This window comes from Flavobacterium helocola, assembly GCF_038289885.1.
Lineage (GTDB): Bacteria > Bacteroidota > Bacteroidia > Flavobacteriales > Flavobacteriaceae > Flavobacterium > Flavobacterium cheniae.
Window position 1 is genome coordinate 1 of the sequence record NZ_JBBYHT010000004.1, and the last position, 23,531, is coordinate 23,531.

The 23,531-nt window shown below is 31.9% G+C and carries 22 protein-coding genes and 1 tRNA gene; 7 read left to right on the forward strand and 16 right to left on the reverse strand.

Translation table 11 applies throughout. The features are described 5' to 3' along the window. Positions 1-259: 259 nt before the first annotated feature. From AAEO58_RS08840 to AAEO58_RS08880, 9 genes are all read right to left on the reverse strand, one after another. Entirely contained in the window at positions 260-844 is a 585-nt protein-coding gene (locus tag AAEO58_RS08840) for a hypothetical protein (RefSeq protein ID WP_341683087.1), read from the reverse strand. 121 nt (positions 845-965) lie between these two features. Continuing rightward, a complete protein-coding gene (locus AAEO58_RS08845; RefSeq protein WP_297869024.1) occupies positions 966-2,000 on the reverse strand; it encodes a PD-(D/E)XK nuclease family protein in 1,035 nt (344 codons plus the stop codon). Next, a complete protein-coding gene (locus AAEO58_RS08850; protein WP_297869023.1) occupies positions 2,001-2,342 on the reverse strand; it encodes a hypothetical protein in 342 nt (113 codons plus the stop codon). A gap of 1 nt (position 2,343) precedes the next feature. Then, positions 2,344-2,850, reverse strand: a complete 507-nt coding sequence (locus AAEO58_RS08855) for an SH3 domain-containing protein (protein WP_341683088.1) — start codon at positions 2,848-2,850, stop codon at positions 2,344-2,346. After that, positions 2,850-3,077, reverse strand: a complete 228-nt coding sequence (locus tag AAEO58_RS08860; RefSeq protein ID WP_297869021.1) for a hypothetical protein — start codon at positions 3,075-3,077, stop codon at positions 2,850-2,852. Before AAEO58_RS08860 ends, AAEO58_RS08855 begins: the two co-directional genes overlap by 1 nt. 5 nt (positions 3,078-3,082) lie before the next feature. Continuing rightward, positions 3,083-4,081 carry an SH3 domain-containing protein gene (locus AAEO58_RS08865; RefSeq protein WP_341683089.1) on the reverse strand — a complete coding sequence of 333 codons (999 nt, stop codon included), beginning with the start codon at positions 4,079-4,081 and terminating at the stop codon, positions 3,083-3,085. A gap of 143 nt (positions 4,082-4,224) precedes the next feature. Beyond that, positions 4,225-5,967, reverse strand: a complete 1,743-nt coding sequence (locus AAEO58_RS08870; protein WP_341683090.1) for a tyrosine-type recombinase/integrase — start codon at positions 5,965-5,967, stop codon at positions 4,225-4,227. 592 nt (positions 5,968-6,559) lie between these two features. Next, a tRNA-Tyr gene (locus tag AAEO58_RS08875) sits at positions 6,560-6,641 on the reverse strand. A 164-nt stretch (positions 6,642-6,805) separates the two neighbouring features. Next, the gene (locus tag AAEO58_RS08880) at positions 6,806-7,930 is read right to left on the reverse strand and encodes a redoxin domain-containing protein (RefSeq protein WP_341683091.1); all 1,125 of its coding nucleotides are present in this window, start codon (positions 7,928-7,930) and stop codon (positions 6,806-6,808) included. Positions 7,931-8,174: 244 nt separating this feature from the next. Here AAEO58_RS08880 and rpsA point away from each other — a divergent pair, with 244 nt between their 5' ends. The 5 genes from rpsA (at position 8,175) to arsB (ending at position 12,653) form a co-directional block, all read left to right on the forward strand. After that, entirely contained in the window at positions 8,175-9,941 is a 1,767-nt protein-coding gene (rpsA, locus tag AAEO58_RS08885) for a 30S ribosomal protein S1 (protein WP_133606416.1), read from the forward strand. Between the two features lie 128 nt (positions 9,942-10,069). Further along, positions 10,070-10,393: an ArsR/SmtB family transcription factor gene (locus tag AAEO58_RS08890; protein ID WP_008257618.1), complete on the forward strand. Its 324-nt coding sequence runs from the start codon at positions 10,070-10,072 to the stop codon at positions 10,391-10,393. A gap of 80 nt (positions 10,394-10,473) precedes the next feature. Further along, complete coding sequence (locus AAEO58_RS08895; protein WP_341683092.1) at positions 10,474-10,950, forward strand: DUF6428 family protein; 477 nt, start codon at positions 10,474-10,476, stop codon at positions 10,948-10,950. 58 nt (positions 10,951-11,008) lie between these two features. Next, positions 11,009-11,617: an arsenate-mycothiol transferase ArsC gene (locus AAEO58_RS08900; protein ID WP_341683093.1), complete on the forward strand. Its 609-nt coding sequence runs from the start codon at positions 11,009-11,011 to the stop codon at positions 11,615-11,617. Positions 11,618-11,621: 4 nt separating this feature from the next. After that, entirely contained in the window at positions 11,622-12,653 is a 1,032-nt protein-coding gene (arsB, locus tag AAEO58_RS08905) for an ACR3 family arsenite efflux transporter (RefSeq protein WP_341683094.1), read from the forward strand. Positions 12,654-12,684: 31 nt separating this feature from the next. On the opposite strand, the gene AAEO58_RS08910 is transcribed toward arsB, so the two are convergent. The 7 genes from AAEO58_RS08910 to AAEO58_RS08940 all read right to left on the reverse strand — a co-directional run bounded on the left by AAEO58_RS08910 (position 12,685) and on the right by AAEO58_RS08940 (position 21,289). Continuing rightward, positions 12,685-14,415: a T9SS type A sorting domain-containing protein gene (locus AAEO58_RS08910; RefSeq protein ID WP_341683095.1), complete on the reverse strand. Its 1,731-nt coding sequence runs from the start codon at positions 14,413-14,415 to the stop codon at positions 12,685-12,687. Between the two features lie 248 nt (positions 14,416-14,663). After that, positions 14,664-14,921 (reverse strand): DUF6952 family protein, encoded by a 258-nt coding sequence (locus AAEO58_RS08915; RefSeq protein WP_133606430.1) that lies wholly within the window; start codon positions 14,919-14,921, stop codon positions 14,664-14,666. Between the two features lie 2 nt (positions 14,922-14,923). Beyond that, complete coding sequence (locus tag AAEO58_RS08920; RefSeq protein WP_341683096.1) at positions 14,924-15,232, reverse strand: thioredoxin family protein; 309 nt, start codon at positions 15,230-15,232, stop codon at positions 14,924-14,926. A gap of 74 nt (positions 15,233-15,306) precedes the next feature. Further along, complete coding sequence (locus tag AAEO58_RS08925) at positions 15,307-15,942, reverse strand: peroxiredoxin (RefSeq protein WP_341683097.1); 636 nt, start codon at positions 15,940-15,942, stop codon at positions 15,307-15,309. A gap of 252 nt (positions 15,943-16,194) precedes the next feature. Beyond that, complete coding sequence (gene katG, locus AAEO58_RS08930) at positions 16,195-18,375, reverse strand: catalase/peroxidase HPI (RefSeq protein WP_341683098.1); 2,181 nt, start codon at positions 18,373-18,375, stop codon at positions 16,195-16,197. Positions 18,376-18,513: 138 nt separating this feature from the next. Next, positions 18,514-19,971 carry a Na+/H+ antiporter NhaC gene (gene nhaC / locus AAEO58_RS08935; RefSeq protein WP_341683099.1) on the reverse strand — a complete coding sequence of 486 codons (1,458 nt, stop codon included), beginning with the start codon at positions 19,969-19,971 and terminating at the stop codon, positions 18,514-18,516. Between the two features lie 115 nt (positions 19,972-20,086). Next, a complete protein-coding gene (locus tag AAEO58_RS08940; RefSeq protein ID WP_341683100.1) occupies positions 20,087-21,289 on the reverse strand; it encodes an aminotransferase class I/II-fold pyridoxal phosphate-dependent enzyme in 1,203 nt (400 codons plus the stop codon). A 182-nt stretch (positions 21,290-21,471) separates the two neighbouring features. Here AAEO58_RS08940 and AAEO58_RS08945 point away from each other — a divergent pair, with 182 nt between their 5' ends. Next, positions 21,472-21,924 carry an Lrp/AsnC family transcriptional regulator gene (locus AAEO58_RS08945; RefSeq protein ID WP_133606442.1) on the forward strand — a complete coding sequence of 151 codons (453 nt, stop codon included), beginning with the start codon at positions 21,472-21,474 and terminating at the stop codon, positions 21,922-21,924. 103 nt (positions 21,925-22,027) lie between these two features. Continuing rightward, positions 22,028-23,431, forward strand: coding sequence for a dihydrolipoyl dehydrogenase (gene lpdA / locus AAEO58_RS08950; RefSeq protein WP_341683101.1), 1,404 nt, complete (start codon positions 22,028-22,030; stop codon positions 23,429-23,431). The last annotated feature ends 100 nt before the right edge of the window (positions 23,432-23,531 follow it).

Consider the following 23,531-nt stretch of genomic DNA (forward strand, 5'->3'; position numbering starts at 1 on the left):
TTGGCAATCCTGCTTTTTTATCGACGCATTCTATTCCGCAACTAATAAATGATAGAATTATAATAAATGTTGGAAGATATCTGGTAATTTTCATAGTTACGTTTGTTAAATGGCTGCTAACGTTCTGAGGCTTGAATTAATGGCGAGCCAAAGCACCAAACCATTACAAATATAAAAAAACCATTAAATTAAACAACTGTGCCATTTAGGATTTTTCGCAAGCCCAGCCATTAATGCAAACCGCTGTTAGCAAACGTTTTTATCTAAAAGTTGATTCGGTAATCGATTTTTCTATTTTTTGTCTGTCTATTTCATTGTCGTAAATTGTTACAATTGAAAATTCTTTTCCTTCAATTTCTGTAACATAATAATCAGAAGTATAAGAATAATTATGCTCAGTATAATTAGTCGTTTTACTTATCAAATAGAATTTTTTTTTGTCAATTATAACCTCACTTATTTTTACAAAAACATTATTTTTTGGATTATCATCTTTTGGGTTTACCTTAAAAAATTCTGCTAATTTTTCAGCGGTACCTTTCAAAGTAAATTTTTTTATATTATTGTTATTTTTATAGCTAGCAAAAATCATATTAACTTGTGAAGAATCACTTTTAACGATTGACAAAAGTATTTTATCGTCATTCGATAAAGTATAATTTTCATCATCTAGTTTCTTAACATATTCTTCACCAATTTTAATTTCCTTATCAAAATTATCAATCTTTAATATATAACCAGAAGGTTGTGTGAATTTCCATATTGTATTTTCAATTCTGTAATTTTTCTGTCCTGAGGATTTAAAGGAAAATATTACAAATAATATAATTAAAATATATCTCATAAATTTTGTAGATTTAAAATGTTTGCTAACGTTCCCAGGCTTTGCGAGGTTGCGGACTAAAGAAGCCGAAACTTTCGGTTAAACCTTAACTCAAAGATACAAAACTGACTTTAAATTAAGCCTAATTCCCGCAATCTTGCAAAACCTGTGTTACCTGCTGTGTTTTTTTGTTACAACAATATTCATCAATCGTTTTTTCTAAATTTCTCAATGTTACTAAAAATAATTCAAAGTCAAAATTTCCATCATCATCAGTTTGGAAAGCGTTTTGAACCACTGCTAAAGTTGAAGTATTTCCAGCTCTATATTTGTCAGGTTTGTTAATTATAATATTGTTTCTTTCAGCAAAAGGTTTTAGCTCATTTAAGGTATGATAAAGAATATGAGTTTTTTGCTCCCAACCAGCTATTTTAATTACCAATTTAATGCCATTATTAAAAGCATTTTCAATTTGAATATAAATTTCAGAAATTTCTTTTGTTCCTTTCCAATGATACCAAAAACCTAAAAATCCACCCATTTGGTTTGCAACATATCTCCAGTCTGTCCATTCATCTATATTCTCTTGGAGTTTTAAATAAAAACCTTCACTTGCTTTCCAATCAGAAGTTATTTTGTGGAATTTGTTAAATGAATTTGTAGAATTTTCAATTTCTGTTAGGTATTCCTTAAAATCATTAAATATTTCACTATTAATTTGTCGTTTATTAAAAATGTCTAAAATTGCTTTTCTGTCTATTGATTTGTAGCCTTTTTGTTTTATTAAATTTAATGTAGACAAGCTTTCATTTCCAGTTTTTAAGTATATAAAAATAGTTTTGTGAGGTTTGTCCTTGTAGTGTTTTGTTACAATTTCCTTGTAGCGTTCTAACTGGTTAGAATGCTCTCCAGTGTTTGTTTTATCCTCAATGCCAATAAAATATTCATCATTAACTTCTGCCCAAATATCAATATTGTTCCATTGTCTGCCAGCAATAACTTTTGTAATAATGTAATTATTAGGAACACCTATAAGTGTTTTTATAAAATCTTTTGCAGTTTCATTAAGACTTGGGTTTAGTTCATTCAATTCATTATTCGCCCAATTTAAAAACCAAGTAAAAAAAGCATCTTGTGAAAGTTCTTTAGTTGCAAAATTGAATAGATTTGGTTTCATTTATGAAAAAATTATATAGTTATTTCTGCCTTTGTTGTATTCAAAAAGGGAATTTTTGAATGTTTCAGCATCATTTTTTGATAAATATTTGGCTTCAACCCAACCGCCAGTTGCTTTTATACTAATATTTGCTCCAAAAAGATGTTCGTCAACTCTTATGTTTCTTATAAATCTAAAAGCAATGATATTTTTGTTTATTCCAATGAAATACCAATTCCTTTTTTCTACAGTAATAGTTTCATTTTCGTAATCTACGGATAAAACCCAAGGGTTAATAATATGAGCTAATTGCCCATTAAAAAATAGAGCAATTATTGAAGATTTAGATTTTATTAAATTCATATTAAAATGTTTTTATCCAAGCTAAAATTCCAGCTATCAAAGCTATAACTAAACTTATTATAATTGCATAAATGCCATCTATAATATAATCTTTAAAAGTTATATCATATTCACGATAACCTTTAGAACGTCTACCATCTTTAACTCTTCCTTTAAAACTTCTATATCCTAATAGCAAAATAAGTGTAATAATAAATGAAGTTGAAAAAGCCTTTTTAAAACCATATTTGAAACCACTTTTTGTTGTAGGTTCATTTAGATTGATTTCTTCCAAAAAACTTTTTTTTACAAAACCTTGTTTTTCTGAAATGCTAATTTTAATCCAATCGCCTTCAACTGAAATCGCTCTAATTGTATCGTTTTCATAAATTTTTGCGATTACATCAGAATTTGTGTTTCTTTCTGCTCTTACATTTAAAGTTTTTGGTTTTACAATATAAGTTTGTGAAAAAGCAAATTGAGTTGATAAAAGCAACAATAATAAACAATTAAATTTTAGGAATTTCATTAGAATATTAAATATAGGATTAAACCAATTATTATAAAGGAGTAAAGAAACTCAAGGTAAACATTTCTTTCGTTTTTCTTAATTGACTTTTCAAGTTCAGATGCTCGCCAAATATTATTCTTTTTTCTTTCTATTTCATTTTCAATTTTTGAAATATTTGATTTTGCAAAATCAATATCGTCAATATGTTGGTCTAATAAATCTACTATTTGTTGTATTTTTTCCATTGTTTTTATCTTATTTGAAAACTTGTAACTAAATCGTTTTGGATGTTTATTTTTAATCTATATGTACCATCATTACCACGATTGTTTATTTTATCATAAAAATATGTTTCCCATTTATTATCTGCGTCAGAACTTTCATTTATTTTTTCAGGATTTCCAATAAAGTAGTCAAGGAAAACTTTATGTAAACCAACAAAAGGTTTTTCATTATTTATTAATTCGTTTGTGTTTTCAGAACCATATAACTCAATTAATTTTTCTTTTATCAGATTAAATTGTTGTCTTTTTATTTCATTTGTTTTACTAATTGCATTGTCTAAATTACGTTCAGTTTCTGCTAATTTGTTATTTTCATTTGTAATTTGTTCTCTAACAATTTCTTTTGAAATATTTTTAATGTTTTCTTTTGAATTGTTATTTAAAATTAATTTATCATCTTTTATTTGCTTTTCAATTTTAAAAATGGAAGATATTCTGTAGTATAAGATTATTAGTAAAATTCCAATTCCAACGATTTTGAAAAATGAGAATAAATCATAGAAATAGTATAAAGTTCCAATAATTGTTATTATAAAGCCAATTAAAAAAGATTTAATAACTAATGAAAAATTACCTATAATGTCTAATTGAACCAATTTGTTTTTTAAAAGATAAAGTAGTCCAAAACAAATTGCAGAAACAAAAAGCAAAGCAATTAAAAAATAACTTTTCAAAAGCTTCTTTAAAAGAAGAAGTTTTATAGTTTCTTTTTCACTTGTAATTTCTTTTACAAATTCATTTTTAACATATCCATTTAATGAGTCTTTATAAATTGCTTTACTCCAGCCATTTTCTGTTTCTGTAATTAATAAAGTGTCATTTAAAGTTATTTCAGAAATTACTTTTGAATCTACATTTGGATTTGCTCTTAAGTTTAGGTTTTTGGTTGAAATGGCTGTTATTGTATCATTTGAGTAAATATTGATACTACAAAATAGAATAAGGAATAAATAAATTTTTCTCATTGATTATATTATGTTTGTTTTAATTTCTTCAAAATTAATTGTTTGCTATGTCAAAAGATGTCGTTTTTAGCACGATTTTTTTTAACATAGCAGGTAACTAGTAAATATCATCAAATATATACAACTTTTTTAAATTTTAAAAACTATTCTTCAAGTTTTTTCTTATCTTTTATATCAACCATTCGATCTAAAGGACTCTGTATCTTGTCAACAGCCGTTTTCGTTAAATGCGTATAAACAGTCGTTGTTTTTATACTCGAATGCCCTAAAAATTGCTGAATGTAGCGTATATCAGTTCCATTCTCTAACAAATGGGTAGCAAAACTATGACGCAATGTATGAACCGTAGCCTTCTTCTCTAAACCCGATAATTTTAAAGCATTGCGCATCACCTGTTGCACACTTCCAGTACTGTAAGGCTCACCAGCAAACTGACCCTCAAAAACATAATGTTTACCCTTATAAAGTTCTCGGTAAAGTTGCAAAGAAGTTACAATAGAGTAGGGCAACATCACCATCCTATCTTTCTTTCCCTTAGCATTCTTAACATGAATCTTGTGTTCCTCAAATAAAATATCACTCCATTTTAAACTCACAATCTCACTCACGCGCAAGCCAGCACCATAGCCTATCAACAACAAAAGCTTGTGTTTCGGATTATCCACAACTTTAAAAATCTGCAAACATTCCTCCATAGTCAATACAACAGGTAGTTTTTTCTCCTTCTTTGGTCTTGGAAGCACAAAACTATAGTCAACTTTTCCTAATACTTGTTGATAATAAAATTGAACTCCATTCACCATACTATGACCACTCGTTGCAGATAAACCGCGCTCCATTAAAGAACCTAAAAAACGGATAATTTCCTCTCTAGTAACACTTTCAGGATCTCGAAACTCAAAATAACGTAAAAACTGAATAAAAGCACCGCAATACGTTCGCAATGTAGAACTACTATAATTCAAAGCCAACAAGGTGTCAATCATCTTGCTCAAATAGGATTGGGCTTGCTCTGGAACCAAATCCAATAGGCTTTTCTTTGTTTTAGATAAGTCCAATTGTTTTTTATTGGGTAAATTTCGTTTATCTAAATATTTATTCGGAAGCAAAGATTCAATCAAAATACCCGAAGACTCAAACTGTAAATACAACGAATCCATAACAACAGGTGCTGCCGGCAGCAAATAACAATCCTTAATCTTACTGTAGCGAGCCATAGAAAAACGCTTTAATTTTTCATGAACTGCCACAACTTTAGGAACATGCACTTCCATCCAAGAAACAGCTTCTTTATGAGGTAAAATCTTAATTTTCCCCTTAAGATTTGATGAATCCTTGGTAAAATAATCCGTTCCAAAAAATGAAGCAACCCCCAAAACAGCTTCCACTTGATGCTTTACAGATTCATTTCTAAAAACCATATAACTTTTATAATTTCCGTTCCAATAAACCCCTTTTATCTTCAAAAGTTGTTTACTTATTTCATGATGAAAATGCATCTTAAAAACCCAATATTTACCAATACTTGGAAACAATTGTAACTTCAATTTGTCTGAAGTTGTACGAGTTTGTTTATGTTCAGGATTACTCAAAGAAGAGTCTAACTGAAGAGCGCTTGAAGAAGCTACGGGTGAAAGGTCACGGTTATCAACACCGGTCACCAAAGTAGGTATAGAAGTTTCAGTAACAACAACCAAATCAGGAAAATGAGAACGCAATAAATGATAAGAAACCTTGGAATAATCCAAATACCAACACCTGCGAGAACCACTGTAAGTAGCACCCAGTCGTTTTAAAATCGCAATAATTTCAAAATCCTTATCAAAAAACACCCCAATGCGATAAGCACCATGGTGAAAAATCTTCTCAATACGTATACTTTTCATGGCAAATACTAATTTAAATGGCTTATAATGATGCAAATATATAAAAATTAGAATAATAGACAAATCAAACTAACACCCCAACTCAAATCAATATCTTCTGTCAAGTCGAGCGAAGTCGAGACAATTCGTAACTCAAACAGCTTTCTGTCAAGTCGAGCGAAGTCGAGACAACTCCAAAAATAACCAAATAACCAAATAACCAGCAATAACCCCACCGTCACTTCGAGTGTTTTTAAGTTGTAAAGCCCAATATTTACAACTTAAAAATGTATCGAGAACAACTGAAAACAGTTTCCCACCATCGTCACTTCGAGTGATTTTATAAAGTAAAAATACCAATTTTTGCTTTGTAAAATTGTATCGAGAACTCTAGCAACAAAACAACACCATGACCTGTCAAGTCGAGCGAAGTCGAGACAAAAGCATTAACCAGTAAAAAAGTTTAAAGATACTAGGAAGATACTAGGTAGATACTCCGTACATACTCCATAGATAAAGTATGGATAGTGTATGGATGAAATATTAGAAAAATAGGTTTTAATAATCCTAAATCACAAGAAACAAAAAAAGCACCTCGTTAAAGGTGCTTTTGTGGGGAGAGCAGGATTCGAACCTGCGAAGATGTAATCAGCGGATTTACAGTCCGCCCTCGTTGGCCGCTTGAGTATCTCCCCAAGCCATCTTGCTTATTTGACTAAGCGGTTGCAAATATAGAATTGTTTTTTATACTTGCAAAGATATTTTTTACAATTTTACCTACTATTTTATAATGTTCTGTAAATGAAAAACATAAAAAAATCTCCCTAAGGAGATTTTTTAAATAAATTTCAAAGTATGATTATTTTATACCTAAAAGTGCCGCTACTTTAGCACGTAATTCTTCGCCTCTAAGGTCTTTTGCAACAATATTTCCTTTTTCATCTAAGATAAACGTAGCTGGAATAGATTGCACATTGTATTGTTTGGCAATTGGATCTTCCCATTGTTGTAAATTTGAAATATGAGTCCAAGTTAATTTATCTTTAGCAATAGCCTCTTTCCATTTTGTAGCATCTTTGTCTAAAGAAACGCCAATAATATTCAATCCTTGCGCATGGTATTCGTTATATAAAGCTACCACATTCGGGTTTTCAGCTCTACATGGTCCACACCATGAAGCCCAAAAATCGATAATAGTAACTTTTCCTAGCGATTCTTTTAAAGAAACTGTTTTTCCGTCAGGTGAAGGTCCAGAGAAATTTGGAGCAGGTTTTCCAATCACAATAGCACTCATTGACTCAAGTACTTCTTTGATTTTTTTCCCACTTTTAGTAGTTGTTACTTCTTTGCTTAGACCATCATAATAGGTTTTAACCTCTTCCGGTGTTAAATATTGTCTCATTAAAAAGTTCTCAAGTAATAAAACAGATAAATGAGCATCAGGATTTTCTTTTATGAATGTTTTAGAAATTGCATTCATTTCATCTTGGAAACTATTGTGTTCCTTAACTATCATGTTAATAGTAGCGGTGTCTCTACTTTTTTTAGCCGCTTCCATTCGTGCAATATTGTTTTTTTCATATTTATTTCTCTTTTTAACAACAACAAGTGATTTTTCATTGAATTCTTGAAATTTATTATTGTTTTTTGTTCCACCAATTTTTGTATTTTGAACAGAATCAACAACAATGGTCATTGTAATATTACCATTTTCTAAGATAAAAGGAACTGAAAATTTTTCATTCTCAATTCTAACAAAACCCAAATCAGTTTCTGTTATGGTACCTTTCAATTCAAATTTTCCATTTTCAACAACCCCTGTGTCTAGTACAGTAGCTCCAGTTTCAGATTGAACTTCAACAAAAACTTTTTTTCCGTTTTCAATACCATTAGCACTTCCAGAAATTAAATACTCGTTATTTGCTAAGTTGTTACATGCTATTGCAAAAAGAGCAGTTGTAAGAATAAAAACTATTTTTTTCATTTTAATAAATTAAATTTTGGCAAATGTATTTAAAATAAATCAGTTACAAAACATAAATAAATGTTAGAATAGCTATAAAAACTTAACTTCAAAGTTTTGTCAATCAAAAATATAGTTGTAATTTTGCGCACCTTTTGGCGGATAGCGTTTCCATTAGGTATCAATCATTTATGTAAAACACTGCTGTTGTTTTCTATTCGCATTAAGAAACGCTAGAATCACGGCATACAAATTTTTAATCAGCATGTCTGAAATTAACAAAACACAAGAAGAGTTTTTAGCGAATTTTAACTGGCATAACTTCCAAGAAGGAATTGACCCAGTAGATGAAAAAAACTTACAAGAATTCGAAGAATTAGTAACTAAAACTTTCATCGCTACTGATCAAGAAGAAGTTGTAGAAGGAGTTGTAGTTAGAATTACTGAAAGAGATGCAATCGTTGATATCAACGCTAAATCTGAAGGTGTTATTTCTTTAAACGAATTCCGTTACAATCCTAACTTAAAAGTTGGTGATAAAGTAGAAGTATTAATCGACGTTCGTGAAGACAAAACAGGTCAGTTAGTATTATCTCACAGAAAAGCTAGAACTATCAAAGCATGGGATAGAGTTATTTCTGCAAACGAAACAGGAGAAATCGTTAACGGTTTCGTTAAATGTAGAACTAAAGGTGGTATGATTGTAGATGTTTTCGGAATTGAAGCATTCTTACCAGGTTCACAAATTGATGTGAAACCTATCCGTGATTACGATCAATATGTGAACAAAACTATGGAATTTAAAGTTGTGAAAATCAACCACGAATTCAAAAACGTAGTAGTATCTCACAAAGCGCTTATCGAAGCGGATATTGAAGTACAGAAAAAAGAAATCATTGGTCAATTAGAAAAAGGACAAGTATTAGAAGGTGTTGTTAAAAACATTACTTCTTACGGTGTGTTTATTGATTTAGGTGGAGTAGATGGATTAATCCATATTACTGACTTATCTTGGTCAAGAATCAATCACCCAAGCGAAGTTCTTGAGTTAGATCAAAAATTAAACGTTGTAATCCTTGATTTCGATGATGAGAAAACAAGAATCCAATTAGGTTTAAAACAATTAAACGCTCATCCTTGGGATGCTTTAGGAGCTGAATTAAAAGTTGGTGATAAAGTTAAAGGAAAAGTTGTTGTTTTAGCTGATTACGGTGCTTTCATCGAAGTTGCTGAAGGTGTAGAAGGTTTAATCCACGTTTCTGAAATGTCATGGTCTACTCACTTAAGAAGTGCTCAAGATTTCATGAAAATTGGTGACGAAGTAGAGGCAGTTGTTTTAACTCTTGATAGAGAAGAAAGAAAAATGTCTTTAGGTATCAAACAAATGACACAAGATCCATGGACAGATATTACTTCTAAATACCCAGTAGGTTCTAAACATACAGGTATCGTTAGAAACTTTACTAACTTCGGAATTTTCGTAGAGTTAGAAGAAGGTATTGACGGTTTAGTATATATCTCTGATTTATCTTGGACTAAGAAAATCAAACACCCATCTGAATTTGTAAATGTAGGTGATAAATTAGACGTAGTTGTTTTAGAATTAGACGTTGAAGGTCGTAAATTATCTTTAGGTCACAAACAAACTACTGCTAATCCTTGGGATAAATACGAAGATGCATTCGCTGTTGGAACTATCCACAACGGAACTATCGCTGAAATCGTTGACAAAGGAGCTACTGTAGAATTTGGTGACGATATCGTTGCTTTCATTCCTACACGTCACTTAGAAAAAGAAGACGGTAAAAAATTGAAAAAAGGAGATACTGCTGACTTTAAAGTTATTGAATTCAATAAAGAATTCAAAAGAGTAGTGGCTTCTCATACAGCTATCTTCAGAGAAGAAGAAGAGAAAAACGTTAAAACTGCAGTTGAAACTACATCAAATAGTTCAGCTCAAACATCTACTTTAGGTGATAACAACGATATTCTTGCTGAATTAAAAGCTAAAATGGAAAAAGGAGGTAAATAATCTCACTTTTTTGTCATGCTGAACTCGTTTCAGCATCTATAAAATTAATCCCGAAAGAAATTTCGGGATTTTTTATTGCGTATTATATTTGTTTATCGTAATATTGCAATATAATAATTAAAATAATTATGGGAGCATCAAAATCAGAATCCTTTTCAGTAGAACAAAACGAAATGGCAACGTTGTTTAAAGCTTTGTCGCATCCGGCTCGAATTGCTATTGTGGATTATCTATTAACTGTTGATTCTTGTATTTGCGGCGATATTGTAAACGAATTGCCTTTAGCACAACCTACAATTTCGCAACATCTAAAAGAATTAAAAAACGCTAACATCATTAAAGGAACCATCGAAGGAACCGCTATTTGTTATTGCATTAATCCAGATACGATTGATAAAATAGAAAATCATTTTGGTATGATTCGTCATAAGTTAAAGAATAAATGTTGCTAATTTTCGGTTGTGTCACCCTGAGCGAAGTCGAAGGGGACTTTAATCTTAATACTTAATTCTACAATCTTAATACATAAAAAATGAAATTATCAGAAATCAAATCCGAATTAAAAAAGCTAACAACCATAGCTTTTCAATTACCTAATGGTGATTTAGTACCAAATCATTTTCATGTAACTGAAGTAGGTAAAATCACTAAACATTTCATCGATTGCGGTGGAGTTGTTCGTACAGAAGAAGTCGCAAACTTCCAACTTTGGGAAGCAAACGATTACGATCATAGATTACATCCTGAGAAATTGGTTCACATTATAGAGTTATCAGAAACTAAATTGCAAATTCCAGATTTAGAAATTGAAGTCGAATATCAAATGAAGGAAACTATAGGGAAATTCAGTTTAGATTTTGACGGAACTAACTTCCAATTAAAATCAAAATTAACCGATTGTTTAGCCAAAGACAATTGCGGAATTCCACCAGAAAAACTAAAAGTTAAAATAGGCGAGTGGAAACCAAAAGAAACCTCTTGTTGTACACCAGATTCAGGTTGTTGTTAATTTTAAATTCTAAAAGAGGCTAATCACTAATTACTTTTCACTATTCACTCAATTAAATATGCTTGAGAATTTATCAAAAACTATCGAATCTATTACTGAAATTGCAGTTTCAGATGAACGTAAAGAAGTTTTGAAACCATTAGCGGATTACATTCAAAAGAAAGTAAATGCTAATGAAGAAATTCGATTGAACTTCATTTGCACGCATAACTCTAGAAGAAGTCATTTGTCTCAAATTTGGGCACAAACGATGGCATTTCAATTCGGAATCAAGAATGTTTTTTGCTATTCTGGCGGAACGGAAGCAACAGCCATGTTTCCAAAAGTGGGTGAGACGTTAGTCAATCAAGGATTTCAAATTCAGAAGTTAAGCGAAGAACAAAATCCCGTTTACGCCGTGAAATTTGATAACAATCAACATCCAATCATCTGTTTTTCAAAAGCGTATTTCGATGATTTTAATCCAAAAACTAACTTGGGCGCTATTATGACTTGCAATAATGCCGACGAAGGTTGTCCCATGGTTTTTGGTGCAGAAGCTAGATTCCCAATCAAATATGACGATCCAAAAGCTTTTGATGGAACCGAATTAATGAACGAAAAATACGCTGAAAGAAGTTTACAAATTGCTAGTGAAATGTATTTTGTGTTTTCTCAAATAAAATAATACTATGAAAAAACGATTAGGATTTTTAGACCGCTTTTTAACTTTATGGATTTTTTTAGCGATGTTAATTGGAGTAGGAATAGGTTATTTTATTCCCAATTCAGCTGATTTTATCAATTCATTTTCATCAGGAACCACGAATGTTCCGTTGGCGATTGGATTGATTTTAATGATGTATCCACCCTTAACCAAAATTGATTTTTCTAAAGTGCCTCAAATGTTTGAAAAACCAAAGTTATTATCGGCTTCGTTTTTCATCACTTGGATCGTAGGGCCTTTTTTAATGTTTTCATTAGCGACATTCTTTTTGAAAGATTATCCAGAATATATGATGGGCTTAATTATCATAGGAATTGCTCCTTGTATTGCTATGGTAATCGTTTGGAATGAACTAGCCGAAGGTAACCGAGAATTAACCGCTGGTTTAATTGGAATTAATAGTTTGTTGCAAGTTTTCTTTTTTAGTTTATATGCGTATTTCTATTTGGAAATCATGTTGCCTCTATTCGGAATTAATGGTTTAGAATTAAATATCACCATTTCAGAAATTGCTCAAACAGTTGGAATCTATTTAGGAATTCCGTTTGCATTGGCTGTTATAAGTCGTTTTGCTATTAAAAAGTTTATTGGAGATAAGTGGTTCAATCAAAAATTCATTCCTTTTGTATCACCAATTACTTTGATTGCCTTGCTTTTTACTATTGTAGTCATGTTCAGTTTAAAAGGTGAAATGATTGTTGATTTACCAATGGATGTAGTTCGAATTGCTATTCCATTAGTCATTTTCTTTACAATTATGTTTTTCTTAATGTTTTTTGTGGCTAAGAAAATCGGTGCTAATTATCGTGATGCTGTGGCGTTATCGTTCACCGCTTCAGGAAACAATTTTGAATTAGCCATCGCTGTTTCTATCGGAGTTTTCGGAATCAATAGCGGACAAGCTTTCGCTGGCGTAATTGGACCTTTAGTAGAAGTTCCGGCTTTGATAATTTTAGTAAATGTCGCCTTTTGGTTGAGAAAGAAATATTTTAAATAAAAAAAACGCTCTGTTAAGAGCGTTTTTCGTTTTATTCTTTAATTACTTTTATCGTTTTCTGTTCCAAATCGTTTTCTAATACAATTAAGTAAATTCCACTTTCTAAACTAGCTAAATCTAAAGTATTAGAGGTTGAGTTTTCAAAAGATTTAGTTTCAATTAATTGACCTAATAGGCTATAAATACTTGCTTTAGTTAAACTGATATTATCTAAATGTAAAATATCTTTAACTGGATTTGGATAATAAGTAAAGGAAGCGAAACTATTATCTCCAGTACTTAAAGTAGTAGTGATGTTAAATTGATATGGTGTTTGGTAGTTGGTACTTGTTGGACTTGTACTCGTTAATCTTAAGAAGTAATCACCTGGAGTAAGAGTTCTTGTAAAATTTAAAGTATTTCCACTATTATTTTGAGATGCTCCAACAGCTGTTCCTGCGGAGTTTAAAATAGTTCCATTCATAGAAGAAGTTACAATACTAGTAACAGAAACCACTGCATTTACATTATCAGTTACAGTAAATTTAAAGAAATCATTATCTGCGCCTGTTGGGTTTTGAACGGTTGTATAACCAATATAATCTTTGTTTGTGCTTATTCCGTATGCTAATTCTTTTACATTTGGTTCGTCTAAACCTTGCATTTGTTGGTAGTAGTATCCAGGTAATTCGGTGTGATTTTCAATAAAATCAAATCCCGAAACATAATAAAATAATTTAGCTGGATATGTTAAGCTTGGATAATAATGGTTAAAGTTTGAAGATGGTTCAGAAACAACGCCATCTGTTGTACCACCTGTAATTCTTCCAATGACACATGCGAAATCAATTAAATTGTCAATTGATTTTTGGTTTAAACCTTGAACGTTTTCTCCGATAATTCCATTGCAGTTAACATCATAATTGTAAAAGTCATCTCCAGTTAAATGTTCGTTCATATTGGAAGAATTATTCATTTCCATTCCTCCAAATAAAAATCTACCTTGATCACCACTGTAATAATAAGTTGTTTTTAAATCACGAATTGCCTCAGAACGTGTTTGAATTCCTCCAAACCAACCTAGTCCGCTGTCACTTGCATTACTTCCTCCATGTGGAGTTCCTAAAGTTAATAATTTAGCTACATGATGTTGGTTGTCTGCTTGCCAATTATAAGAGTTTTGAATGTATTCTCTAGAAGCTAATCCTCCCATACTATGACCTACTAGAATTACTTTGTCTTTTCCAGTAACAGCCATAACTCGTTGAACAGCAACTTTTACAGCAGCTCCTTGTTTAGCAACTGCCGATTGGTTACTTAAAACCGTTGTTCCTACTGAGCCATTTGGATTCACATTAAAATTCACATAATAATAATCGCCATTTTGAACGAACGATTCAAAAGCAGCTATATCAGCTCCAGCAGTAGGGAAAAAGTTTTTATTTGTGGTTGCATTGTTGTTATCTGCGTTCAAACAAAAGTCAAATCTACCACCAAAAGCAAATGAGTATTGAGTGTCGTAATAATCTGTAGCATCGTTCCAAGTTTCAGAACTCGAATTTAATCCGTGGATAAAAATAATAGGATAAGGTAATTTGCTTTCAAAAACGCGATTCGTTGAATTTTGAATTGGAGTTTTTAGTGGAAATATACTATCGTTTCGATATTCAAAATATTCAAATTCAGCTGGTCTTGGTTTGAATTCGACTCTTTGAGCTTGTGAAAAACCTACTGATGAAATAAATAAAAAGGCAAATGATGCGACAAGAGTAATTTTATTCATATATGTTAAATTTATTTTTTAGCGGACATATATGGTATCGCCTTTTTATTTATTGGTGTTTGCTTGAGCAAACTTGTTGTTGATGGCGATTTCATACACATTATTTTTAATTTAATAATGTGCAATATATAAATAAATTGTTAAATTACTATGAATGCATATAATTTTTGTGTGATTTGAATATTAAAATGAAAAAAGCTCTATGTTTATCACATAAAGCTTAATATATTCATTCTTTTGAAATAGTATTATTTGTCAATCGAACCTAAAACTCGCTTCATAAAATCGTTTAAAGCGGTTTTTTTGTCAGCTCCGTTTTTGATGGCTTGATGTACTTCAAGTGCTCCATACATGTTCGAAATTAACTCAGCAATTACATCTAATTCTTCATCTTTTAAAGATGAAACTTCGCAAAGATTTTCTAATACTTCAATAGTTTCCACTAAATAATCCTGATCGTTATCCTCAATAAATTGAGTTAATTGTTTTATTACAGGTAATTTCATAACTAAATCACTTCTTTTACTAATTCCGCTAAAACTTCAGCTTTATTAGTTTGTGTTTGATTAACTAATACACCATTTTTGAAAGTAGCAAACGTAGGTAAATTATCCACTTTTGCTAATTTTCTTGATTCCGGAAATTTTTCTGCATCAACCATTAAGAAAGGAATTGATTCGTTTTGCGAAGCCATCATTTTGAATTTTGGTTTCATAATACGACAATTTCCACACCATGATGCTGAGTATTGAACCACAACTGTTTCGTTGTTTGCAATTACTTCCGCTAAATTATCTTGTTCTATTTCTGTAAACATTTTTTTTAGTTTAAAGTTTCATGTTTCAAGTTCCAAGTTGAATAACCTGAAACCTGAAACTTGAAACAAAATTATTAATGAGAAGCTAAATAAGCAGCAGTACTGTTTCTATCAGCACTCATTGCTTCTTTTCCTTCTTCCCAGTTAGCTGGACAAACTTCACCTTTAGTTTGAACGTGAGTGTAAGCATCAATTAATCTTAAATACTCGTTTACGTTTCTTCCTAATGGCATATCGTTTACACTTTCGTGGAAAATTTTTCCCTCTTCGTCAATTAAATAAGTTGCTCTGAAAGTTACGTTTGAACCTTCTAAAATTTCATCATTTACTTCTTCATTGTAAACCCATTCTGCATCTAAAATATCTAAAGCAGCAGATAAGTTACGAGTTGTATCAGCTAAAAGAGGGTAAGTTACACCTTCGATTCCACCGTTGTCTTTTGCTGTGTTTAACCAAGCAAAGTGCACTTCGTTAGTATCACAAGAAGCACCAATTACTGTAGTGTTTCTTTTTTCAAATTCTTGTAATGCTGATTGAAAAGCGTGTAATTCTGTTGGGCATACGAAAGTAAAATCTTTTGGATACCAAAATAAGATTACTTTTTTCTTGTTGTTAACCGCTTCTTCTAAAATGTTGATTCTTAAGTTGTCTCCCATAAAAGAAATTGCGTCAACTGTAATGTTTGGGAATTTTTTTCCTACTAATGCCATGATTTTTTATTTAAAAATTATTATTGTTTTTCTGAGTGCGAAATTACAAATACAATAGCTAATAAAACATGATATTTATTATATTTTTAAATATTTGAATAGATAAAACTTATGAGAAAAAATCTTATAAAATTTACTGATTTTGAAAAATGATTTTAAAATTAAGTAAAGTGAAAATTTTATGATATAAAAAAATAATACCATCAAAAAAATGATGGTATTATTAGAAAAATAATAATAAATATGGAAATTTTATTTTAAATCAAATCGGTCTAATTGCATTACTTTTGTCCAAGTGTTGATAAAATCTTTGACAAATTTTTCTTTGTTGTCATCCTGAGCATACACTTCAGCATAAGCTCTTAAAACGGAATTAGAACCAAAAATCAAATCAACTCTTGTTGCTGTCCATTTCGTTGCTCCTGATTTTTTATCTACAATATTGTATAGGTTTTCACCAACTGGTTTCCAGCTATAACTCATATCGGTTAGGTTTACAAAGAAGTCATTGGTAAGAACACCTTCATTGTTAGTGAAAACACCGTGTTTAGTTCCGCCAAAGTTAGTACCAAGAACACGCATTCCTCCAATTAAAACAGTCATTTCTGCTGCTGTTAATCCAAGAAGTTGTGCTTTGTCTAGCATTAATTCTTCTGGTTGAACTACATATTTAGCTTTCATAAAGTTTCTAAAAGCATCGTTTGTTGGTTCTAAAACTTCAAAAGATTCCGCATCTGTCATTTCTTGTGAAGCATCGCCTCTTCCTGAGTGGAACGGAACTTTAAAATTGAATCCGCCTTCTTGAGCCGCTTTTTCTATTGCAGCGCTTCCTCCCAAAACAATTAAATCGGCAATACTTACCTTTTTACTTAAACCAGCTTGAACTTCGACTAATTTATTCAAAACTTTTTGTAATCTTTCAGGTTCATTGGCTACCCAACTTCTTTGAGGTTGCAAACGAATTCTTGCTCCATTTGCACCACCTCTAAAATCGGAACCTCTAAATGTTCTTGCGCTATCCCAAGCGGTGTTGATTAATTCAGCTCTTGTTAATCCGCTGTTTAATAATTTTACTTTTAAATCTTCGATTTCAGCATCAGACAAAGTGTAATCTACAGTTGGAACTGGATCTTGCCAAATTAAATCTTCTGCAGGAACATCAGCTCCTAAATAACGTTCTTTTGGACCTAAATCTCTATGCGTTAATTTGAACCAAGCTCTTGCAAATACATCTGAAAAATAAGCAGGATCTTTATAAAAACGTTCCGAAATTTCTCTGTAAGCTGGATCCATTTTCATAGCCATATCAGCATCGGTCATAATAGGGTTTCTTCTTACAGATGGATTGTGAGCATCAATAGGTTTATCTTCTTCTTTGATATTAATTGGTTCCCATTGCCAAGCACCAGCGGGACTTTTCTTTAATTCCCAATCGTAATTTAAAAGTAAATAGAAGTATTCATTATCCCAACGAGTAGGGTGGGTTGTCCAAGAACCTTCTAAACCACTTGTTACAGCATGTGCACCGCCGCCGTTTGGATTTAACCAACCAAAACCTTGGTTTTCAATAGCACCTGCTTCTGGTTCTGGACCTAATGTAGAAGCATCACCATTTCCGTGAGCTTTTCCTACCGTGTGACCTCCAGCGGTTAAAGCAACAGTTTCTTCATCGTTCATTGCCATTCGTTTGAATGTGATACGAACATCGTGTGCGGTTTTTAATGGGTCTGGTTGTCCGTCAACTCCTTCAGGGTTTACATAAATTAATCCCATCATTACGGCTGCTAAAGGATTTTCAAGATTTCTTTCTCCTGAATAACGACTTCCTTCACCACCAGATTTTTGTAACCATTCTTTTTCTGCTCCCCAATACACATCTTTTTCTGGATGCCAAATGTCTTCACGACCACCTGCGAATCCGAAAGTTTTTAATCCCATCGATTCGTATGCCATATTTCCGGCTAAAATCATTAAATCTGCCCAAGAAATTTTATTTCCATATTTCTTTTTGATTGGCCATAATAATCTTCTGGCTTTGTCTAAATTTCCATTATCTGGCCAACTGTTTAAAGGTGCAAAACGAATGTTTCCAGTTCCTGCGCCACCGCGACCATCTGAAATTCTGTATGTTCCAGCAGAATGCCAAGCCATACGAATCATCAAACCACCATAGTGTCCCCAATCGGCTGGCCACCAATCTTGACTATTGGTCATAAAGGTTTTTAAATCATTCTTTAGCGCTTCTAAATCTAATTTTTTAAATTCTTCGGCATAATTAAAATTTTCACCTAACGGATTTGTTTTGGTATCGTGTTGGTGAAGAATATCTAAGTTGAGTGATTTAGGCCACCAATCTTGATTCTTTACACCATCACTTAATCCTTTTTGGTTTTGATGAAAAGGGCATTTACTAATGTCGTTTGAGTTTTCCATATTCAATAATTTTAATTTATAATTGTAAGTGTTTGTTTTCTAATTTTCTACACTTGCTAATTTACAAATAAAAAAACCATTACTTGATTTAAGTAATGGTTAAATTTTATTTAAGTATAAATTAAAATTATAGTAAACTTACTCTTTAATAGTATTAACTAATTGTTTGATTTTAATATTGAAAGCAGCAAAAATTAAAGTCATAAATGGACTCAAAATGTTGAAGAAAGCATAAGGTAAATAATCAAGTGTTGAAACACCAAGAGTTCCTGCTTGATATGCTCCACAAGTATTCCAAGGTACCAATACTGAAGTTACAGTTCCAGTATCTTCTAAAGTTCTACTTAAATTTTCAGGAGCTAATCCTTTATCTCTGTAAGCTTTTGCAAACATTTTTCCAGGAACAACAATCGCTAAATATTGATCAGAAGCTGTAATGTTTAATGCTAAACAGCTTCCAACAGTTGAAGCAAATAATCCAAAAGTTGTATGTGCTAATTTTAATAGTGATTCACTAATTCTGGTTAAAGCACCAATTGCATCCATAATTCCACCAAAAACCATAGCGCAAAGAATTAACCAAATTGTAGGCAGCATTTTAGCCATACCACCCGAAGTGAATAAATCTGCTAAGGTTTTGTTTTCTGTAGGAACAACCACTTTTGATGTAATTGCATCCATTACACCTTTATAAGCTGATTTAAAATCCATTGTTTCAACACCAGCAATTTGATTTATAATTTGAGGTTGAAAAATTACAGCAAAAATTCCGGCTAATAATGTTCCTACCAATAAAGCCACTAATGGTTCTGTCTTTTTTACAATTAATCCAATTACAATTATTGGAACTAAAAATAACCAGCCCGAAACATTAAATGAAGCGGTAATTGCTGTTAATAGTTCATTCGTGTTTACATCACCTTTTACTTCAATAGAAAGGCCTAAAATAATGAATAAAATTAGGGTTATGATGTATGTTGGAATAGTGGTTAATGTCATGTATTTAATGTGTGTGAACAAATCGGTTCCAGCCATAGCAGGAGCAAGGTTGGTTGTATCGGACATTGGAGATAATTTATCACCAAAATAGGCTCCCGAAATTACAGCTCCAGCCACCATTCCTAAATCAAATCCTAATGCGCCTCCAATTCCAATTAATGCGATACCAACGGTTGCTGATGTTGTCCATGAGCTTCCAGTTGCAATTGAAATTACCGAACAAATAATTAATGTTGCTGGTAAAAAAATGGCTGGGCTTAATATTTGTAATCCGTAATAAATCATTGAAGGGATAATACCACTTACCATCCAAGTTCCAGCAAGTGCACCAACCATTAGTAGAATTAAAATGGCTCCAGCGGTAGATTTAATGTTATTTGCTACTTCATCTATCATTTTATGAAAGGAAACTTTATTAAAATATCCCATAATTGCCGCTACAGCACCACCTAAAAGTAAAACAAATTGATTACTTCCTCCTAAAGAAGCATCTCCATAAATATATACGTTAAAAGCTAACATTCCAATTAATGCGACTACTGGAATTAATGCTTCCCAAAGTTTTAATTCTTTATTATTATTGATTTTTGTATCCATTAGTTTTATTTGAGCTCGCAATATAGAAAAATCATATTTTACAACAAAGTATCGATAAAATAAAAAATCCGATTCATTGCTAAATCGGATTTTTTGAAAATATATTTTGATTGAATTATAAAACTCCTAATTCTACCATACATTGTCTCATCATTTGATACGTTCTTTCAATATCGTTATCTAAACCAATTGAAAAACGAATTAAGCCATCAGTTAAGCCCATTTCTGCTTGTTCTTCTAAAGGAATTTCAGATGAAGTTGAAGTTCCAGGAGCACTGAATAACGTTTTGTAAAATCCTAAACTTACCGCTAAATATCCTAAGTTTTTCTCTTGCATTAATTCCATCAATGCATTTGCTTTATCTAAACTTCCCACATCAATCGTCATCATTCCTCCAAAACCATATTCTGGATTAATCATGCTTTTGTAAATTTCATGACTTGGGTGACTTGCTAAACCTGGATAAACAGTTTTGATTCCGTCAGCTTCAAATTTGTTTGCCAAATAAAGTGCGTTATGGCTGTGTTGTTTCATTCTGATGTGTAATGTTCTCATGTTTTTCATCACAGAAGCCGAACGTAAACTATCCATTGTTGGACCTAAAAGCATACTTGCTCCGTCGTTTACATTTTTTAAACTGTTGATGAATTCTTGAGAAGCACACGTTACACCTCCAACCGTATCGCTACTTCCGTTGATGTATTTCGTTAATGAATGAATCACGATATCTGCACCCAATTTTGCTGGAGCAACTGATAAAGGTGAAAACGTATTGTCAACTACTAATTTGATGTTGTGCTTTTTAGCAATTTTAGCCAATGAAGCAATATCAGCAACTTCCAATAAAGGATTACTTACGGTTTCGCAGTATAAAACTTTTGTGTTTGGCGTAATAGCCGCTTCAACTACATCTAATTTTGTAATGTCAACAAATGTTGTTTTGATGCCCATTCTTGGAACAAAATTCTTTAAAAAGGCATAAGTTCCACCATAAATTGTGCGACTTGAAACGATATGATCGCCGTTTCCACATAATTGCAAAAGAGTAGGAGTAATAGCACCCATTCCAGAAGCTGAAACATTTGCTGATTCCGTTCCTTCCATAGCAGCTAATGCTTTGTCTAAGTATAAATTACTTGGAGATGAATGACGTGAATATAAATAACAACCTTCTGCATTACCTTCGAAAGTATCGAACATGGTTTTTGCGGAAAGAAAAGTATATGTTGAACTATCTGAAATTGATGGATTTACACCACCAAATTCACCAAAATATTGTAAATCTTGAATGCGGTCAGCTGGATTGAAATTTTCCATATTTTTAATGTTTAGTTGTTTATTTTAAATCAAAAATAGAATTATGTAAATTATTATTCAATAGTAATGATTTAAATTGGTTTTTTATTCTATTTTTGTTTTAATTTGTAGTTTTTAATTCTATTTTTTATTCGATTTCATTACATTTGCCGATAACAATAAAACAACAACACAACTAATCAATGGACGCAATCGACAAAAAACTTCTTGGATTACTTCAAGAAGACACAAAAAAAACTACAAAAGAACTTTCAATGGTTCTGAATCTTTCAGTAACTGCGGTTTATGAAAGAATTAAAAAACTAGAGCGTGAAGGCGTAATTAGCAAATATGTTGCTATTCTAGATCGAAACAAGGTAGAAAAAGCTTTCGTGGTATTTTGCCACATCAAATTAATCCAACATACCAAAGATTTTGTTACCACTTTTGAAAGTGAAGTAGTAAAATTAAATGAAGTATTAGAATGTTTTCACGTAAGTGGCGATTATGATTACATTTTAAAAGTACATGTTAAAGATATGGATGAGTTTCGTGAATTTATGGTTACTAAACTTACTGGATTAAAACATATTGGAAGTACGCATAGTTCATTCATGATTGGAGAAGTTAAAAATACGACTGCTTTTACTTTGTAAGAAACACCTATAATAATTTACCAAAAAAGTAACAAATAATTAATTCAAAAAGCGTTACTTTTGTATCCGAATTTAAGTCAAACAACAAACTTTATATAAAATCATGAGTCAATTTGATGTAACCATTATAGGTTCTGGACCTGGAGGATATGTTTCAGCTATCCGTTGTGCCCAATTAGGTTTTAAAACTGCTATTATTGAAAAATATTCAACACTTGGAGGAACTTGTTTAAACGTGGGATGTATTCCATCGAAAGCATTATTAGCATCTTCTCATCATTACGAAGAGTTACAACACTTTGCTGACCACGGAATTGAAGTTTCTGGTGATGTAAAAGTGAATCTTGAAAAAATGATTGCTCGTAAACAAGCAGTTGTTGATCAAACTTCTGGTGGTGTAAAATTCTTAATGGATAAAAACAACATCACGGTTTTCAATGGAGTAGGTTCGTTTGAAAGTGCTACTTCTGTAAAAGTGACTAAAGAAGATGGTTCTTCGGAAATCATCGAATCAAAAAATATTATTATTGCTACAGGTTCTAAACCATCAAGTTTACCATTTATCAAATTAGATAAGGAAAGAATCATCACGTCTACTGAAGCTTTGAAACTGAAAGAAGTTCCAAAACACTTAGTAATTATTGGTGGTGGTGTTATCGGAATCGAATTAGGTCAAGTATATTTACGTTTAGGAGCGCAAGTTTCTGTAGTAGAGTTCATGGATAGAATTATTCCAGGAATGGACGCTGCTTTATCAAAAGAATTGACTAAAGTGTTGAAAAAACAAGGAATGAAATTCTACACGTCTCACAAAGTACAATCAGTAGAAAGAGCTGGGGATGTTGTAACGGTAAAAGCAGAAAATGCTAAAGGAGAAATCATCACATTAGAAGGTGATTATTCATTAGTTTCTGTGGGTCGTCGTCCTTATACTGATGGATTAAATGCTGAAAAAGCAGGCGTAAAAGTTACGGATAGAGGTCAAATCGAAGTAAATGATCATTTACAAACTTCGGCTTCCAATGTTTATGCAATTGGTGATGTAGTTCGTGGAGCGATGTTAGCACACAAAGCGGAAGAAGAAGGAGTAATGGTCGCTGAAATTTTAGCAGGTCAAAAACCTCATATCGATTATAATTTAATTCCAGGAGTAGTATATACTTGGCCAGAAGTTGCCGCTGTTGGAAAAACAGAAGAGCAATTAAAAGCAGAAGGTGTAGCTTACAAAGCAGGAAGTTTCCCATTCAAAGCTTTAGGAAGAGCTAGAGCAGGAGGAGACACTGACGGATTTGTAAAAATCTTAGCCGATGCCAAAACAGATGAAGTTTTAGGAGTTCACATGATTGGTGCAAGATGTGCTGATTTAATAGCAGAAGCAGTAACCGCTATGGAATTTAGAGCAAGTGCAGAAGATATCTCAAGAATGTCTCACGCACACCCAACGTTTGCAGAAGCTATCAAAGAAGCAGCATTAGCAGCGACAGATAACAGAGCATTACACGTGTAAATAGAAAAGTTAATATATCAAAAATCCCAAATTCAATTGAGTTTGGGATTTTTTTATGTTTTAAAAATGTTGAGTAGCCATAAAAAGCTTTTTTAACTTG